Here is a 2,126-nt window from a genome sequence, read left to right as displayed (position 1 = left end):
GCTGAACAATGAGTGCAGCAAAATACCAACGGATAAGCCAAGAGCGATGTATAAGCCCGTCTGGCGACCATGACGCGTGGCATTTTGCACCACTAATGCGAAGTCGGGGCCTGGGCTCATTAAGGCAATAAAGTGAATGCTGGCCAATGTCAGCAGGATAGTGGATTCATTCATAACACATCTCAAAGATTACCAATGCAGCTATTGTGGAGGCTTGTTGTGGCATGCGCTTGTAAAAAACTGACAGCCTAAGATGAGCGTGCTGTTATCGAGTGACTTGAGACGGAGAGACGCCATAAGTTTGCTTAAAGGCTTTGCTGAAATGTGCCTGATCGTAAAAACCAATTTTATGCGCGACTTCAGTACCGCATTGTCCTGCTTGTAGTAGCTTCATCCCTTGCTCGAGTCGTAAACGGGCAAACCACGCATACGGTGTCATGCCGGTTTGCGCTTTGAAATGGCGTTGAAATTGAGTCGGGCTTAACTGGCAAAGCTCAGAAAGAGACTCCAGCCGTACCGATTGGTCGAGGTTCGCCATTAAGTAATCTTTTAAGGTGTTGAGAGATTGCTTACCTAATGGAATGACTTTTTGCCTTGCCAGCGATCCGTAGCGATCAAAAAGTTGGTTAAATCCCTCAAACGGCAGACAATCTTTGGTTAACTGACTGAGATTTTCGCGTCTCAATAGAGCATGTAAGTTACTAAGTTGTGAAAATATCTGTGGATCGGAGATGATCAACTCATTAAAGCGGATAATTTGACCATTTTGCTTAAGATCTGCCAGATCGCTAAGTAAGTGTGGTTCGATCGAAAAAACATTCACTTGATAGCCACTGGCAAGCTTAGATTGGCCGTCGTGCAGTTCATCGGGCGGCATAATAACGATTTGCCCATGACCGACTTGGTGATGAGAGCCTTGATAATGAAACTTCTGCTCACCATGCGTGATCAAGCCGAGGTGAAAATCCAAATGATAGTGCCTTTGAAAGGCAAACTTTTGGTATTTCGCCTCGATCAGACTCAGTTGGTCATGGTCGGTCGCGTAGTATTGAATCTGTTCCATTACATACAAAAAAAGCTTGGTCACATAATGACCAAGCTTATCCATCAATTGTTAGCTTGTCTTGTAAAAAACGATCACTGTGGCTGCATGGCTCGGCGTGAGCGACGATTGTTTCGCAGCCCATCGAAGCTAAATACCACAAGGGCTCCCCAAATAAAGGCGAACGTAATCGCTTTATCCATCGTGAAGGTCTCGCCGTAAATTAACACTGCAAGCAAGAACATCAGGCTAGGGCCGATGTACTGGAAAAAGCCGAGCGTTGATAATTTGAGGCGAGTCGCGGCACCAGTGAAGCACAGCAATGGCAAGGTCGTCACCACACCGGCTGCAATCAACAACGTATTGAGCTGCCATGGATTTTCAATCATGTTTGCCGTTGGTGAGCTGGCAATAAACAGAAGATAAACGGCGGCTGCGGGGAATAAGATTAGCGTTTCGACAAACAAACCCGTTTGAGCATCCACCGCGACTTTCTTACGTAGCAAACCGTAAAAACCAAAGCTCATCGCCAACGCCATCGCTACAATCGGCACCGAACCAAAGACGATCAACTGCACCAAAACGCCGCATCCTGCCAATACCACAGCAAACCATTGCAGCTTACGTAGTCGTTCGCCCAAGAACACCATACCGAGCAACACGTTAATCAGCGGGTTGATGTAATAGCCCAAGCTGGCATCCAGCATGTGATTGGAGTTAACCGCCCAAATGAAGATCAGCCAGTTGCCACCAATCAATACCGAACTGGAAAGCAAATACGCGATTTTCTTTTTATCTGTGGCGATGTGATAAACCGAGCGCCAGTGACGGCCAAAATGAAGAAGTGCGGCAAGCAAAAAGAAAGACCAAATCACTCGGTGGCTTAGGATCTCGAGAGGAGACACTTGTGCTATCGATTTAAAGTACATGGGCGCAATGCCCCACATCGTGTACGCGCCAACCGCAAGCAGGACACCTTGCCGCGCGCGCTGTTGTTCTTCTGGTGTCATGAAGTGTCACCTAATTGTGTGTTTATAGAGCAGAAAATCAGTATACGAGCCGTGGTGTGAAACACCTAACAATT

At 46.9% G+C, this 2,126-nt stretch carries 3 protein-coding genes; all 3 read right to left on the bottom strand.

Annotated elements, in window-relative coordinates:
* The coding region (locus tag R7Q47_RS23310; protein WP_318089431.1) for a LysE family transporter at nucleotides 1–174 on the bottom strand (174 nt) is incomplete at its 3' end.
* Nucleotides 175–265: 91 nt separating this feature from the next.
* Nucleotides 266–1,063 (bottom strand): AraC family transcriptional regulator, encoded by a 798-nt coding sequence (locus R7Q47_RS23305; RefSeq protein ID WP_318089428.1) that lies wholly within the window; start codon nucleotides 1,061–1,063, stop codon nucleotides 266–268.
* A 74-nt stretch (nucleotides 1,064–1,137) separates the two neighbouring features.
* Nucleotides 1,138–2,052 (bottom strand): EamA family transporter RarD, encoded by a 915-nt coding sequence (gene rarD, locus R7Q47_RS23300; protein WP_318089426.1) that lies wholly within the window; start codon nucleotides 2,050–2,052, stop codon nucleotides 1,138–1,140.
* Between the last annotated feature and the right edge of the window lie 74 nt (nucleotides 2,053–2,126).

The sequence above is a fragment of the Vibrio sp. Vb0349 genome, from assembly GCF_033338975.1.
This window is presented reverse-complemented; position numbering and strand designations above follow the sequence as displayed.

Bases quoted from the DNA above. Each gene is read 5' to 3' on its own strand.
- R7Q47_RS23305 (WP_318089428.1), bottom strand. From the start codon at position 1,063: ATGGAACAGATTCAATACTACGCGACCGACCATGACCAACTGAGTCTG.
- rarD (WP_318089426.1), bottom strand. From the start codon at position 2,052: ATGACACCAGAAGAACAACAGCGCGCGCGGCAAGGTGTCCTGCTTGCG.